At 43.9% G+C, this 15752-nt stretch carries 10 protein-coding genes; 1 reads left to right on the top strand and 9 read right to left on the bottom strand.

Annotated elements, in window-relative coordinates; all coding sequences use genetic code 11:
• Positions 1 to 15: 15 nt before the first annotated feature.
• From QVP40_RS03735 to QVP40_RS03720, 4 genes are all read right to left on the bottom strand, one after another.
• On the bottom strand, positions 16 to 6036 hold the full coding sequence (locus tag QVP40_RS03735; RefSeq protein ID WP_022067156.1) for a Cna B-type domain-containing protein: 6021 nt from the start codon (positions 6034 to 6036) through the stop codon (positions 16 to 18).
• Between the two features lie 279 nt (positions 6037 to 6315).
• Positions 6316 to 6873 (bottom strand): DUF5662 family protein, encoded by a 558-nt coding sequence (locus QVP40_RS03730; protein WP_022067155.1) that lies wholly within the window; start codon positions 6871 to 6873, stop codon positions 6316 to 6318.
• Positions 6874 to 6876: 3 nt separating this feature from the next.
• Complete coding sequence (locus QVP40_RS03725; RefSeq protein WP_022067154.1) at positions 6877 to 8718, bottom strand: type II secretory pathway pullulanase PulA and related glycosidase; 1842 nt, start codon at positions 8716 to 8718, stop codon at positions 6877 to 6879.
• Between the two features lie 64 nt (positions 8719 to 8782).
• Positions 8783 to 9538 (bottom strand): exodeoxyribonuclease III, encoded by a 756-nt coding sequence (locus QVP40_RS03720; RefSeq protein WP_022067153.1) that lies wholly within the window; start codon positions 9536 to 9538, stop codon positions 8783 to 8785.
• Between the two features lie 325 nt (positions 9539 to 9863).
• Here QVP40_RS03720 and QVP40_RS03715 point away from each other — a divergent pair, with 325 nt between their 5' ends.
• A complete protein-coding gene (locus tag QVP40_RS03715) occupies positions 9864 to 10262 on the top strand; it encodes a DUF1292 domain-containing protein (RefSeq protein WP_022067152.1) in 399 nt (132 codons plus the stop codon).
• Positions 10263 to 10295: 33 nt separating this feature from the next.
• Here the strand turns inward: QVP40_RS03715 and QVP40_RS03710 are convergent, their stop codons facing one another.
• From QVP40_RS03710 to QVP40_RS03690, 5 genes are all read right to left on the bottom strand, one after another.
• Positions 10296 to 10811 (bottom strand): deoxyuridine 5'-triphosphate nucleotidohydrolase, encoded by a 516-nt coding sequence (locus QVP40_RS03710; protein ID WP_022067151.1) that lies wholly within the window; start codon positions 10809 to 10811, stop codon positions 10296 to 10298.
• 17 nt (positions 10812 to 10828) lie between these two features.
• Positions 10829 to 11317 (bottom strand): anaerobic ribonucleoside-triphosphate reductase activating protein, encoded by a 489-nt coding sequence (nrdG, locus tag QVP40_RS03705; protein ID WP_022067150.1) that lies wholly within the window; start codon positions 11315 to 11317, stop codon positions 10829 to 10831.
• A gap of 12 nt (positions 11318 to 11329) precedes the next feature.
• The gene (locus tag QVP40_RS03700; RefSeq protein ID WP_022067149.1) at positions 11330 to 13423 is read right to left on the bottom strand and encodes a polyribonucleotide nucleotidyltransferase; all 2094 of its coding nucleotides are present in this window, start codon (positions 13421 to 13423) and stop codon (positions 11330 to 11332) included.
• Between the two features lie 204 nt (positions 13424 to 13627).
• On the bottom strand, positions 13628 to 13894 hold the full coding sequence (gene rpsO / locus QVP40_RS03695) for a 30S ribosomal protein S15 (protein ID WP_015542977.1): 267 nt from the start codon (positions 13892 to 13894) through the stop codon (positions 13628 to 13630).
• A gap of 160 nt (positions 13895 to 14054) precedes the next feature.
• Positions 14055 to 15695, bottom strand: a complete 1641-nt coding sequence (locus QVP40_RS03690) for a Na/Pi cotransporter family protein (RefSeq protein ID WP_022067148.1) — start codon at positions 15693 to 15695, stop codon at positions 14055 to 14057.
• Positions 15696 to 15752: the final 57 nt, after the last annotated feature.

Genomic DNA, 15752 nt, shown 5'->3' with positions numbered 1-15752 from the left:
TTCCTCTCTTCTTTTTTATCTGTTTCTCTGCCGTCTTTTCTGGCAGAGATAACGCTTATATAGAATCAATGCCACAGCAATGAAGATCACTCCTGCTGCCGTAAATAAAGCTGTGCCTCCTGATCCCGCCAGAGGCAGAAGAATGGTAGAACGATTAAAAATTTCTATCAGAAGATATTTTACACCCTCCTCATCTTCATGAGGAGACTCCTTCAGCGTCTCTTCATTTAAAAGAAAATCCACTGCCTCTTTTTCACCGGGCGTCACATATCCGGAAGGCGCCTTTGTCTCTGTCAGCCTGTAATAACCATAAGGAAGTCCTGTGATATCAATTTCACCTTTATCATCTGTCGTAAAACTGGAAGTATTATATGTTTGATCCACTTCCCAGTCCTTATTGTACTTTCCGGTTTCAAAAGATTTCAGCGCTTCCTCTTCTTTTCCTTTTATGGGCTTCAGACGTTCCAGCCGGAATTCGGCTCCGGGAAGAAATTTATCCGGCTCCTGTCTGTCCGCTTTTCTTACGATCACTTTTCCCGTACCTTTGGAATTGGTAACGGTCAGTATATCGCCCTCCTGTGAATAGGAAATGGAATATCCTCCGCTTTCTTTTGCCGGAATATTATCCTTGTTGTCTACAGAGATCGTTTCTCCGTTTTTCAGAATAAACGCTGTTTCCAGAACACGGTACTGATAGGTTTCTCCTGTTCCTTTGTCTGTTTTTTCAAGGCCCTTAAATACATGCTGCCACGCCGGGCTGCTGTTTACGCCAAACTCTGCTTCCGCAATCTTTTTGTATGCCGAATCCTCTTCAGATTCCAGTTTTCTCTGAAGTTCCACCTTCACAGAAACCGGACGGGCAGGGTCATTGGAATCCTTCCATACTTTTTTTACCGTAAGAGAGTGTGTACGGTTTGTTACCACATAAACAGAAACAGGGATTCCATCCTGACTTTCCGGTTCTCCGGCTGTATAAACAGCATCATAATTATTAAGATCCCATTTTCCGTCACCTGCATTCAGAGAAGCTGTTTCCTGAATTTTGTAGGTATAGGCAGTTCCTGTCTCGTTTACAACAGGAAGCTTGGGAGTTGTAAATTCCCACACAGAATCATTGCCGGAAACAGCGTCTTTTGTAGACAGTATAAAATAACCGTTCTCATCCACTCCCTCTGCAAGAGGATTTCCGTCAAAGTCTTCTGTTACCGGACTGTAGGCACTGTCAGGCTCTCCCACTGCTTTTCTGAGAATTCTGATTCTGATCTCATCTGGACGAAATTCTTCAAATCCTTTATCATCCCAGATTTTTCTTACTTTGATCTTAAAAGGAGCAACTGTGTTGGTAAAAGTATAAACTGCCGCGTCTCCTGTGTAAACTTCTGCATCCACATAGGGAGCTTCCTGTCCTTCTGCCGGAACCACGCCGTCACGAATTTCATCTGTATCATGTCCCTCATGTGCATTCAGGGTACCCTGAATCTGTTCCAGTTGGAGTCCGTCGCCTGCCAGCTCCCGGATCGTGTACGAAGTTCCTGCCGGGATACCGTCGATAACAGTTCTTCCTTCACCCTTTTCGTTTACTGTAACCTCCACATCTTTTACAACAGGTTCTGTTTCCAGTCCCATTCCGGCAATGTCAGAAAACTCAACCCGGAACCGATAGGTCTGACCTGCATAAGTTCCCAGCTCCTCTTCTGGAACATTTAATTTTTTCACGATTTCCAGAGACCCGAACTTCAGCCTGTTCACAAACGCTGCTGTAAGGTACACCGGATTAATTTCATTATTATCAGGATCCTCATAGCTTCTGTATACAAATGCCGTCTGTCCGTTTTCATTATCTGACATAGAAATTCTGGGAACTGAAATCCTTCCGTCATAAGGGAACGCATTTTTCTGGGATCCCTGCGGAACCTCTGTCAGGTCCAGAATCGCCCCTGTATTTTCCAGTGTATGGATATCATTTCTTGCCGGAAGAAGATAGTTTTCATCAATATCCTTTTTTTCTCTTCCTTCCAGAATACTCCACACAGTATCAAACACTCTGGGGTCTACATTACTCTGCTGGATCTGAAGATAACTTCCCATTCGGAACTTGTCCAGAAATTCTGCCCGTTCTCCGCTTCCCAGACTGAACACCCCGTCATCTACCATACGCAGTTTCGCCTGAGCAAAATCCGTACTGTAATGGCCGTACCATGCGCCTGTGGCCGGTGACAACTGGTTGGATTCAATGGAACCATAATCAGAAATCTGATCTTCCTCCACAGAAAAACCATGTCCTGGTATATCCTCCAGATCCGCATAAAATTCCAGATTATCTACATACAGCGGCTCTGTTATGGCTGATGCGATATTTACTTTTTTTACCCTGGTGCGGTCAAAGCTTACGCTGTCTGAACCGTTTTCTTTTTTCTGATATTTCATACTGTCCAGATCAAGACGCACCATGTTCCAGCTGTCCTGTCCAATGCCGTTGCTGGTTCCGTTATAAGTCAGCATATCTGCCCAGCCGCCAATACGATTGCCATTGTTATCTTCCAGCGAAACATAAAGACTTTCTCCTGCAGTATCCATTTTGTGGCTCTGATTATTTGCTTCCAGCCTCAGATAATTATATTTGCTGATGTCCTTTGGTCTGTCGATACTGAATGATACTAACGCTTCCTCCGGAGGCTGTACGCCATGCTTCAGTTCAGACTGTTCCAGAATACACAGAACGCATTCTCTTTTTTGTGATGAGACTACTGCGTCATACACCATTTTTATGTTAACAGAATATCCGAACTGAACATTACTTGTCATAGTAATACTGTCAAAAGCAGTATTTTCTCCGTCTTTAAAATATCCTGCAGAATCCTCTACCGCTAAAGGCTCTCCGGATACTGCCCGGTTTCGGATTTCATACTCAAAGCTTCCGATTCTTTCCAGTGATTCCCGAAAAATCTCATTTGCCCCGTCTGTAATAATTTTATTGGTTACATCCAGAGTATTGCTTTTCGGAAAGTTAAACGTAATCCTAAGATTGGATGCACCAAGTCCCCTCTCCATATAGAACATGGTCAGCTTATGCTCCCGGATGCTTTCATCAAGTTCAAATGTTCCTGCCTTTATCACCTTGTCAACACGGTTTTTAATTTCCCATGTTTTCTCCTTAAAATTAATGGTTCCCGTACATCGGTCATGGATACCACCAATATCAAGTACCAGATGATTGTCAATATAGATCCAGGTATCATCATCGCCTGAGAACTCAAAAGTAACCGGCTTGGGGTCTTTGTCATCCTTATCCATTACAAGCTCATTGCCTTCCGGTAAGGTAAAGGGAATGGTAAAGTGTGTGCCAAAAAGATAATTCACGCCAAGATTTCCTACCCTCGCTGGATTTTTGACATTCTGATGTTCTCCATAGGCTGTATTATATGGAAAGAATCCGTTAAGAGGCTGATTATCAGGTCCTTTTTCCGTACTTTCTGTTGCAATATAGTTATTGCCGTCTTTTCCAACCCGTTCCATATAATATCCTGTATCGGAATCCTGATACAGGCGTACAGACTGCTCTTCATTCATACTGTCAAACTCCCAGTATCCCTTCTGATTTTTCGTAAACGGAAAGCTTACATTTTTATATACATTTCCCACTGCTGCTCCAAGGCTGTTGTTTCCTCTTAGAAAATCCTCACTGAACAAAGGGAGTTCTACACCGTCAGACATTTTCAGAGTATCATCTGTCAACGTGTCCGATACAATCTGGGGTACTGGTCCTCCTTCCCGGCCAGTCCAGTCATTCCACTCATGGCTGCCGCCATACTGATATCGGTCTTTATTTGGCTTATCCGGTGCTTCGCTTAAATACAGAGCTTTCTCACTTCCAGCTTCTTCATAGTAATCTTCTGCCGCATCATTAAACACACTGGAAATTATTTTTCCATAATAACTGGCGTCCAATGTAGAAAGGCTGATTCCCTTCAGCTCATAATTGCTGTAATAATCATAAAACTCAGCATTTCCATAGTATGTATCGTTTTCCTGAACAAAAGATCCCTCGGGAACAGAAACCGTTTTATCTCCCATGGACTTAATATCAAGAACAGATTTCCAGGAGCCTGTCAAAGTTGGTTTCGTTTCTTTTGCCCCCACAAAACAGGGGTAGGAATATTCTGTTACAGGAATCGTCACCCATTTATCCGCAATATCTTTGCTGCTGTTCCACTCATGTTGAGATGAGCCGGTTTCTTTCCCATAAAACCGTACATATTTGTATTCGGAGCTTATTTCAACACCCCATACATTTTTTACAAAGTCAGAACTAATTTCACCCTGCCAGCTGTCTGGATCTGTTTTTATTAAGTCTTCCTGATTTGTCCAGTCTGTCCCATCCCTGCTGACAGAATATTGTATGTTTTCAAATCCTGTAAGAGTATTGTCATAACACACATAAATTCTGGACTGTTCACTGATAATTCTTTCTGTAAAAACAGGCTTCATCTCACGGATGTTATCTGCCTGAATCATCTTTCTGTTTGTATTATAAGGAAAATAAAACCGGAAGGTTATTTTTTCATAGGTTTTCTCTTCCTCCGTTCCCTGATAATCTTCATTATATGCCAGATTTCCTGTCAGCGTAAGAAGCGTCTGCTCTGTAGCTCCGCAGGCCTGGGGAAACTGATAATACCTTACTCCGGGTTCTCTTGTCTCTCTTGTTAATTTAAAGGAAACTCCATTATAGTAAAGTTCCAGTGTATTCGGATCCAGATATATCCCATTGTGATTCAGATCGGCTGTATTCACAAAAATTTTCTGTCCGTCAAGACTTCTGTCTGCAACAGAGGGATGCGATCCCCAATAGGAATCACTGATGGACTCCACTCCCGGCTGTCCCTCATGGTTATAGAAAAACGTATCCATGATACCCTCTTCAAAAATCAGGGATTCCGTATAATTAGGGTCTTCTATTCCTGCATCACTTTCTTTATAAATATTAAAACGTCTTACAATCTGATAAGAAGTACTATCCTCATATTCCAACAAAAAAGTTACTTCTTCATAACCACCCTGGGGAATAGGAGCAGAAAAAATGCTGGATCTGCCCTCATACATAAGAGTTGTGTGATCCGGGGTATCAGAAGTGTTCTGTTCATCATAAAACTGCATGGTAACACGTTTTACCCGGCCTCTGTCGCTCTGCGCAATATCTACAAAGTAAATTGTTTTGCCGGCCTGATCTACCATCTCCCGTTCAGAATACGCCATAACTGTCTCTGACTCATACAAAGCATCTGCGCCCCAGTAGGAATATTCCGGAACGTTCATATCGTAATAAAAGGTATTAAATGATCCCGCACAAAAGTTCACCGGAATATAGCCCTGCATTTCCGTTTCCATCCCATAAAGCTGATAGAAATATCCGGAGAGAATCTCCCTGTTTTCCACTGACTGCCCATCTGCCTGGATAAAAGATACTGCAGAATAATCTCCCTGAGGAATCAGAACCGAATATCTTCCCCTGTCACCTTTTGTCATGGGAATGATCTGCTCACTGTCTTTCCCTCCCTGAAAAACAGCCATGATATTGTCCATATCATAATCTTTCCAGTACAGATTTACAAAAAACAGTTCCTGACCTGCCAGTGATCCGTCAGAGGATACCAGCAGTCCCGTATCGTCTGAAAAATCCACAGTATCATCCGAAAACTCTTCCGGCAGCTCCGGATCGGTATTCTCTTCTATGATGATGTCATCTCCCAGCTCATCATCTGCGCTTCCGAGATCCTCCTCCGATATTTCAGGTTCCTCCTGAGGAAGTTCTGAATCCATCTGAGGAAGCCCGGAGGATTCCGAAGGGATCTCTATACTTCCAAAGTCTTCCTCTGCTTCTGCCTCTGCAGAAAAATCTGCTTCCGGCATATTCTGTTCTGCCGCTTCTGCTGTTTTAAATCCAGACAGAGAATTTCCCGTACCCGGGGGAATCAGTCCAAAAATCAACAGAAACATCAGAAAAAACGCCATCATTCTTTTTGACATTCTTTTCTTCATCGGCTGCCCTCCTTATACGACTAATACTAACACAGAATATTCACCATGCATAGAAGTTTTTTATATATTTTGTACATATTATTAGTTTTGATAAAATCATTTTTATATATTTTGCATTATTATTCATAATATTCCTATGATTATTCTTTTCATCCAGATTACAACTGGTTTATATACAAAAGTGCGGCAAATTCCTGGATTCAATATTCCCTTTTTATATTTGCGCAAAAAAAATGAAACCATCCTTCTCAGACAGTTCCATTCTCTTTTATTCCGTTTTTAATATTTTACTCTGCTTTTTGGCCCCTGTTTCAGGTATACATGCCTGATGTAATGCAGAAGCTTTTTCTCTCCATGATCGTTCAGGATTCTTAAAAGTCCTTCCAGTTCTTTTTTGGTCCGGGGATGGATGAACCACAGACTGTCCTTGCTTTTCAGGTAATATTCCAGAGGCTGGCTTTCTGTATAGGCATCCCCCAGATAGTTCCTGGATGCGCTGATCCTGTCCATGACCATTTCCGCCACATACTTCCGGGGCATCGGCGCACCCATGATCACATGCTCTCCATCCAGTGAATAGTCCACCCAGTGTTCAAAATGATGCTTGTTTCTTCCTTTATGATGAAGCCAGGAGGTGGAAACACCAATGTCCTCCCTTTCTGCGTTATTTGGACTCCTTGTGCCCTGATAATATTTACAGCCTACCAGAAATTCTGCAGGCGAATATTTGGACAGATCGTGCAGAAGTCCCTGTTTGTAAAGCCCGATGCGAAAGCAGTATTTCATCACAAGGAGCTTGTGTCTGGTAATGGTCTTAAAATGAAGCCACGGATGCACTGCTTATTCCTCCTTTTTACCTGTCAGCACCACAATGGTGCGGGGACTGATCTCTATATTTTTTTCATAAGACTCTTCTCTTTCCCGGAAGGAGTCACCCTCCTCTGTGTCTGAGGTATCGGCTGTTTTTTTCCAGGTCATACCCTCCGGAAGGTTGGGAAGAGCAATGGTTCTGTTTTCCCAGTGAAAATTATAGCCTACATAGATGAAATCATCCTCTGAACCGTCTTCTTTTTTGGCATAGGAGCCGCAGTACATCACTCCGAGAAGGCGGCTGGTATTTTCCTGATTCAGATACCAGGCGCGCTCTCCATGGAAAGAAATATCCGGAAAACCTTTTGCAAGATAATCAGCTCCTTTTGGCTCTTTCTCCATGTGAAGAATGGGATGAGCTTTCCGAAAGGCAACCGCTTCCTTTACAAATTCAAAAATATTTTTGTTCTTTCGGAAGGCTTTCCAGTCTGTCCATCCAACAGGATTGTCCTGACACCAGGCATTATTGTTTCCGTTCTGAGAATTGCAGAATTCGTCCCCTCCGTAGATCACAGGAGTTCCCTGGCTGAGCAGGAGCATAAGAAATGCATTTTTGATCTGCTGATCCCGCATTTTTTTTACAGCCATCTTTCTGGTAGGGCCTTCCAGCCCGCAGTTCCAGGAATAATTATACTCGCTGCCGTCCTGATTGTTTTCTCCATTTTCTTCATTGTGACGATAATTATAGGCAACTGTATCATAAAGGGTAAAACCGTCCTGACTTGCCATATAGTGGACCGTTCCACCTGCATTCCGAATATGACGCAGATGATACTCCACAGCCGGAAGCATTCCTTCGTCGCTTTTCAGATAACGGCGCATGTCCCTCTGAAAGGCATCTGTACACTCTGCAGACATTTCATCCTCAGCGCTGACAGATAAATCCCCAAAAAGCTTTTTTGTCCCGTAAAGAATATGATCTCCTGCAAGAAGCTCTGTTGGCACGCCGTCTCCCATAAAATGAAAGCCGTCCACATGGTAATAATCTCTCCAGAACCAGGCCGCACGAAGGGCTGTAAGAGGGTTGGTTCCCCCGGGAAAATACAGCTCCATAATGCATTCCATCCCTGCCTGATGCAGAGCTTTGACCAGATCCCGGAATTCATTTTCCGGTTCCTTTGTGGCACAGTAGGAGCGCTTTGGCGCAAAATAAAAGCCCTTTACATAGCCCCAGTAGTTTATCCTATCCTGGCTTCTCTTTTCTGTGATCATATGGCTTTGTTTCCCATTGGAATACGGCAGTTCCATAAATTCATAGGCCGGCATTAATTCCACAGCGTTAATGCCCAGTTCCTTCCAGTAAGGGATCATTTCTTTCAGTCCGCTGAAGGTTCCTCTCCGTTTCTGAGGTAGCTTCTGCTGCTTTGTATATCCTCTTACATGTACCTTATACAGAATCAGATCCCGGTATGGAATCTCCGGAAACCGGTCTTCCTCCCAGTCATATTCCTTTTCTGTAAGAAAGGTACAGCGGATCTGGTTTTCATTTTCTCCGTTTCCCCGAATTCCGAACTGTTCCCTTCCGCAGATTCCATGAGCAAACGGATCCTGCACGATTTTTCCGTCAATGCGGAAATTATATTCATATTTTTTAGTGTTCAGCCCGGAAACCAGCATGGTACATACCTTTCCCATGCGTTCTGTAAAAGGAATCTCTCTGCATGGAACTGCGCTGCCTTTCTGGTACAGAACCAGAGCCGCCTCTGCCCCCGGCAGAACCTCTGCCGCAAAGTTCATTCCTTCTTCATTTTTGTTTGCTCCGAGCATTACGGGATTTCCATTTCGAATCACTATCCTGTCCCATTTTTCCATGATCGTCTCTCCTTTTCGACAGCCTGTTTCAGTCCCGTTTATTCCATTTCCTGTACAGAAAACCTCAGATTTTAAGATCCAGTTCTACCGGACAATGGTCGGAGCCCAGAATATCTGTGTGTATTTTTCCGTCCTCAAGCCGGCTTTCCAGCTGGGGAGAGGCAATAAAATAATCAATTCTCCATCCTGCGTTCTTTTCCCTTGCCTTAAACCGGTAAGACCACCAGGAATAAATGTTTTCCTGATCCGGATAAAAATATCGGAACGTATCAATAAAGCCGCTTTGCAGGACTCTGGTAAAACATTCTCTTTCTTCATCGGTAAATCCCGGATTTTTGCGGTTGCTTTTTGGATTTTTCAGGTCAATGTCCTGATGCGCCACGTTCAGATCACCGCAGCAGACTACAGGTTTCTTCTCCTGTAATTTCAGAAGATATGCCAGAAAATCTCTTTCCCATTCCATCCGATAAGAAAGTCTTTTCAGCTCGCTCTGAGAATTGGGGGTGTACACTGTCACCAGATAAAATTTCTCAAATTCCAGGGTGATCACGCGTCCCTCTTTATCGTGTTCCTCTATCCCGATTCCATTTACAACATTCATCGGTTCCTGCCTGGTAAATACTGCGGTTCCGGAATATCCTTTCCGGTTGGCGAAATTCCAGTACTGATAATAGCCCGGAAGTTCCAGTTTCACCTGATTTTCCTGACATTTTGTCTCCTGGATACAAAAGATATCTGCATCCAGCTTCTGAAAGCTCTCCTCAAAACCTTTTGTGATGCAGGCTCTGATCCCATTTACATTCCACGAAATAAGCTTCAATTTTTTCCTCCTGTAACGTTTCTCAGTCTTTGATACTTACAGTATACCATATTTAACCTTTGATACCAAACCTGTTTTTACGGAATCCCGCTTTTCCTGTCAGGGCTTCTGTTACTGTTCGCAGCAACCGGCTTCCCACGATATTCTGACAGCTTCATATAAATCTCCGGATCAGAAGATCGTATATTGTTTTTCTGTATCCCGTAGCCCCTAAAGCAGACACGGCGTTTTTTCAGCTGTTTACAAGCTGACGCTTATCTGATAAAATGGTTCATAATCCCTGGTCAGATGACCCCGGATAAATACAAAAAAGTGAGGAAACCACATGAACGAAGAATTTACAAGTTCCTGCAGCGCAAGCGACTGCGCTTCCTGCTCAGGCTGCGGCTCTGATCAGAATGAAACACCAAATACCATTACTCTTACACTGGATGACAATACAGAAGTAGAATGTGCGATTCTTACCATCTATCCTGTAGATGAAAAAGAATACATTGCCCTTCTCCCTCTTGACGAAAACGGTCAGAACAGTGACGGAGAAGTATATCTTTATGTATTCTCCCGCACAGAGGACGGAAATCCCATGCTGGAAAATATCGAAAGCGACGATGAATATGCAAAGGCTGCAGACGCATTTAACACAATCCTTGAGAATGCCCGCAAAGCAGAAGAAACAGGACTTGAAAATGCTCATAAAGAAGAAACAGGAGAGCTTCTGGATTAATTTCCAGGCTCTCCTGTTTTTGTAATGTATTGATTATTTATTTGTCGTGCTTCCAAATCCGCCGTTTCGAATACCCTGGGCATCGTCATCTACGGTAATCCCGTATTCTACAAAAATTCCCTGCATAAATCCGTTTCCTTTTGCAAGTTCTACGTTTTTTCCTTCACGTCCGTCATTTGTCAGCTTTGCAAAAATGTGGCCTTCATTGTCAGAATAAAAATAATCGCTGTCGATAATGCCCACTGTATTGTTCAGCTGCAGACGATACCTGAACCCAAGTCCGCTTCTGGGATAACATTTCAGAACCCAGTCCTGCTCCATCTCCACCCGGATTCCTGTGGGAATCTTGATGATCCCGCCAGGTGCAAGGCTGAAGTCTGCAGGTGAAAAGAAATCATAGCCTGCACTTCCTGCAGTGGCTCTTTCAGGAAGCAGGATATCTGCATAAATCTTTTTGATCTCTTCTTCCTCTGCATCCGGAAAAGTATCTTTCCAATCCTCAAGGAAACGTTTTTCACTTACTTTATGAAATTTTGCAATTCTTTTCATGCTTTTCTCCTTAATGCTTATGCGTGAAGGACGATTTCTCCCTGACGGAGCGTTGCAGGAACATCGATCACACGCTGATTGTCCGAACCTTTCCAGCGAAGAGAAGGATCCTTACGCTTCACAAGAAATTCTCCGTCCACACACACATCAAGGTACTGAATTATCTCTTCATTCTGAATTTCTTCCCAGAGAGATCCTGTATAAAGCCATATGGTCTTTTTCGGATATTTCTGACGGATTTTTTTTGCAAATTCTGTTACGCCCGCAATGTTTGCCGGATGCAGGGGATCTCCTCCTGAAAAGGTGATCCCGCTGATGTAATCCTTGTCCAGCTCTGCAAAAATTTCATTTTCCTCTGCTTCTGTGAAGGCAAGACCTCCGTTTGGATCCCAGGTAATGGGATTCTGACATTCTTTGCAGCAGTGATTACAGCCTGCTACCCAGAGTACCACACGGAGTCCGTCTCCATTAAGCATATCGTCCTTTGTTATATTATGATATCTCATAAAACCTCTTTTTTATGCCTCTTCCGGCACATCTTTCATACTGAAGCTGATTCTGCCCATTTTATCTTTTCCAAGACAGATGACTTTTACTTCATCACCAATGCTCAGAACATCTTCTACCTTGTCGATTCTTTCTTTTGCGATCTTGGAAATATGGACCATGCCCTCTTTGCCCGGTGCAAACTCAACGAATGCGCCAAACTCTTTGATGCTGACAACTTTTCCTGTAAAGAGCTGCCCTGCCTCAAAATCAGTTGTGATCATTTCGATCATATGAGCAGCCTCGTCCATTCCTCTCTGATCTACGCCGCAGATAGATACTGCGCCTTCATCGCTGATATCGATCTGTACACCTGTACGCTCGATAATAGCATTGATAGTCTTTCCTCTCTGACCAACCACATCACCGATCTTCTGAGGGTCGATCTGGATCTGGATGATCTTCGGAGCGTATTTATTTACATTGTTACGAGGCTCTGCAATACATTTTTCCATAACCTCTGTAAGAATGTATTCTCTTGCCTCTTTTGTTCTGCGGATCGCTTCCTCTACGATCGGTCTGGTAAGTCCGTGGATTTTGATATCCATCTGGATGGCAGTGATACCCTCATGAGTTCCGGCTACCTTGAAGTCCATGTCGCCGAAAAAGTCCTCAAGTCCCTGAATATCCGTAAGAACAATATAGTCGTCATCTGTTGCGCCTGTTACCAGACCACAGGAAATTCCTGCTACCGGTTTGCGGATCGGCACTCCGGCTGCCATCAGAGACATGGTGGATGCACAGATACTTGCCTGAGAGGTGGAACCGTTTGATTCAAAAGTCTCAGATACGGTACGGATCGCATAAGGGAACTCCTCTGCTGACGGAAGTACCGGAACGAGCGCTCTCTCAGCCAGTGCTCCGTGACCGATCTCACGGCGTCCCGGTCCTCTTGACGGTTTTGTCTCACCGACTGAATAGGACGGGAAGTTATAGTGGTGCATATATCTCTTGGAAGTTTCAAATTCATCCAGTCCGTCCAGTCTCTGAGCCTCGGAAAGAGGAGCCAGAGTTGTCACTGTACAGATCTGAGTCTGTCCGCGGGTAAACATTGCAGAACCGTGAACTCTCGGGATCAGATCCACTTCTGCTGCAAGAGGACGGATCTCTGTGATCTTACGTCCGTCCGGTCGTTTGTGATCTTTGAGGATCATCTTGCGGACAGTCTTTTTCTGATACTGATAAACAGCCTCACCCAGTACGTTCAGCCATTCTTCGTTATCTGCAAATTTTTCCTGAAGTCTGGCTGTGATCTCGCGGATATTTTCTTCTCTTGTCTGCTTGTCGTCTGTGAATACAGCCTCTTCCATTTCTTCCGGCGGAACGATCTCGCGGATTGCCGCAAACAGCTCTTCCGGTACTGCGCAGGAAGCGTACAGATGTTTTTCTTTGCCGCAGTCTGCAACGATCTTATCAATAAAACGGATGATCTCCTGGTTTACATCATGAGCTTTATAAATTGCCTCGATCATCTTGTCTTCCGGAATCTCATTTGCTCCGGCTTCGATCATAATGACCTTTTCTCTTGTAGAAGCAACAGTAAGCTGAAGATCAGAAATTTCCTTCTGAGCAAGAGACGGGTTGATCACAAACTCACCGTCAATGAGGCCAACCTGAGTGGTAGCGCAGGGGCCGTCAAAAGGAATGTCAGAAATACAGGTTGCAATAGCAGAACCAAGCATTGCCGGAATCTCCGGATTACATTCCGGATCAACAGACATTACCATATTTACAAGTGTTACGTCATTTCTGTAATCCTTTGGAAACAGAGGACGCATGGGACGGTCAATCACACGGGAAGTAAGGATTGCATGCTCGCTTGCCTTTCCTTCTCTTTTATTGAATCCTCCCGGGATTTTTCCTACTGCATACATTTTTTCTTCATACTCAACACTTAACGGGAAAAAGTCAATTCCCTCTCTCGGCTCCTTGGAAGCTGTTGCTGTTGAGAGAACCGTAGTATCTCCATAGTGCATAAGAGCTGCGCCGTTGGCCTGTTTTGCAACACGTCCTACATCTACTGTAAGTGTTCTTCCGGCCAGTTCCATAGAATAACTTTTGTACATAGTCTTTCTCCTTTTTTAATATTGTACGGGCTGTTTGCTGCCCTGTCGAACAGGAGTCCGAAACAACTGAAAAACCCGCCTGACTCTCCACACGGGCTTTTCAGTAGTCTCGGAAATTACTCACTGATTTCAGACAAACAGCATAATTTCCCTTCTTTTTGTAGTAAAACAGGGCGGATGGAAATCCGCCCTTCCGCAAACTAATTATTTTCTTAAACCTAATTTTTCAATCAGTGCACGGTATCTTTCGATGTCTGTTTTTTTCAGGTATGCCAGCAGACCTCTTCTCTGACCAACCATCTTCAGAAGACCTCTTCTGGAATGATGATCTTTGTGATGTGTCTGTAAATGCTCTGTAAGCTCCTGAATTCTTGCTGTAAGAACTGCAACCTGTACCTCCGGTGAACCTGTGTCACCCTCGCATCTTGCATATTCTTTCATAATTGCCTGTTTTTTCTCTTTTGAAATCATTGTGATTTCCTCCTTAAAATATTATTTTTCAGATTGTCCTCAGGACATCTTTTTCTGACCGCCTCGTATTAAGAAATGGTTGGAGATTCCTGTCTCTGAATACGGGCTGATTCACACCTAAACCAGTATAGCACAAAAGATATTGGCTGTAAATGATTATTTATTTTTTTACAGAATCTGTACTGTCTTCCTCTGTAAGAGAGAAAGCAATGTTGGTTGCATGGTCTGCCACACGCTCCAGTCCGGAAAGAAGATCTGAGAACATCATGCCTGCTTCTGCCGTACATTCATTTCTCGTAAGACGCTGAATATGAGATTCCTGAAGCTCTCTTTCCATACGGTCCACCTTGTTTTCCAGGTCAAGGATTTCCTGCATATGCTCCTGATTATTATGAGAGAACATATCCAGCGCATAGGTGGTGATGGTGACAACCGCGTCCAGCATCTCGCTGAGCTCACGTTTTGCCTGAGGGCTGAATTCCACCTGGTCTTCCATACGCTTTCTGGCAGCGTCTGCCACATTCTCCGCATGATCGCCGATTCGCTCAATATCGTTGACTACATGGAACAGACCGCCGATGCTCTTTTTATCTTCAGTAGGAATGGTAGTCTGGTTTACCTTTACAAGATAATCTGTAATGGCATGGTTCAGGAAGTTGATCTGATCTTCTGTCTCATAGACCTCCTGGATTTCTCTGTCATTCATGGTAAATAAAGCGTCCATGGAATGTCTCAGGTTCTCAATAGCGATTTTTCCCATGCGTTCCATTTCTCTGGTTGCCTCAAACACTGCAGTTGCAGGTGAAAATACGGATTTTGCTCCAATGTACTGAAGCTGGAATTCCTGCGGTGATACCTTTTCTTCATCCCGTACAAAGAATCCTGTAAGCTTGACGATCTGTTTGATAAACGGAAACAGAAGAAGCACTTCCACCAGCTTGATCAGAGTATGGGCATTTGCCACCTCTCTTGCAATATTGCCGTGAGAGATCATGCTGATAAAGCCTGTGATCGGTTCCAGCGCAAAGCTGAATACCACATACATGATTCCGGTACCGATAATGTTGAAGAAAAGATGAATCAGTGCTGCACGTTTTGCAATCTTCTTTCCATTGATCGCTGCAAGCAGCGCAGATACACAGGAACCAATGTTGCATCCGAAAATAATAAAGTAGCAGATGCGGATATCCAGAAGTCCCTGCTGTGCCAGCAGAAGGACAATACCTACTGTAGCAGAAGAACTCTGAAGCACAGTTGTTACAACAAGTCCTACCATAACTGCCAGGAAATGACTGGTCAGAGAGCTCATGATCTCCACTACCTGTGGCGATTCACGAAGAACTGACATGGAATCGGACATTCCTGAAAGTCCCATAAACAAAATACCGAAGCCCAGAAGAACCTCTCCAGCTCTCTGTATCTTTGTTTTTTTGCAGAACATTACCATGACCACACCAGCCATGACGATTGCCGGTGCAAGTGCAGACAGATTCAAAGAAATCAGCTGCGAAGTTACTGTGGTACCGATATTGGCACCCATGATCACTCCTGCCGCCTGATAAAGATTCATCAGACCGGAGTTTACAAAGCTGACTACCATAACAGTAGACGCGCTGGAGGACTGGATCACCGCCGTAAAAAATGTTCCGACGAGAATGCCCCTTAACGGAGTTTTAGTAAAAAACTCCAGAATACTTCTCATTTTGGCCCCTGCTGCTTTTTCCAGAGCATCGCTCATAAGCTTCATGCCGTACAAAAACATGCCAAGGCCGCCCATCAAACCTAGAATAATCCCTGCCATTCTCTGTTCTCCCTTGTATATTCTCCTTTTATCAATATTCCTCCTCTTACAGAAAAC

It is taken from the genome of Blautia sp. CAG:257 (assembly GCF_000433815.1).
In the GTDB taxonomy this organism is placed as follows: Bacteria; Bacillota; Clostridia; order Lachnospirales; family Lachnospiraceae; genus Blautia_A; species Blautia_A caecimuris.
This window is presented reverse-complemented; position numbering and strand designations above follow the sequence as displayed.